Source organism: Gardnerella vaginalis (assembly GCF_001546455.1).
GTDB lineage: Bacteria > Actinomycetota > Actinomycetes > Actinomycetales > Bifidobacteriaceae > Bifidobacterium > Bifidobacterium vaginale_B.
In genome coordinates, this window is record NZ_KQ956810.1 from 58,274 (window position 1) to 58,566 (window position 293).

1 pseudogene is annotated in these 293 nt (G+C 51.5%); it reads right to left on the minus strand.

Features of this window, described 5'->3' with window-relative positions:
* Positions 1-293, minus strand: a pseudogene (locus HMPREF3216_RS06605) (glycosyl hydrolase); the annotation flags it as partial.

Genomic DNA, 293 nt, shown 5'->3' on the forward strand with positions numbered 1-293 from the left:
CCACCAATGTTCTCCTCATCGGCAACAGGAGCGCCAAGCCAGCCAGCACCGCCGTGCGAGTAGTAAGAGCCTCTAAGCTCAAACTGAATCACAAGCTTTTTGTCGGTTCCATGCGTCCAAACATCACCATTCTGGCAACGCTGACGCCACCAGCCGCCACCCATATTCTCTTCTTCGGCAACAGGAACACCAAGACGAGCAACATCGCCATGCTTGTAATAGGAGCCTCTAAGCTCAAACTGAATCACAAACTTAGTGTCTGTTCCATGCGTCCAAACATCACCATTCTGGCA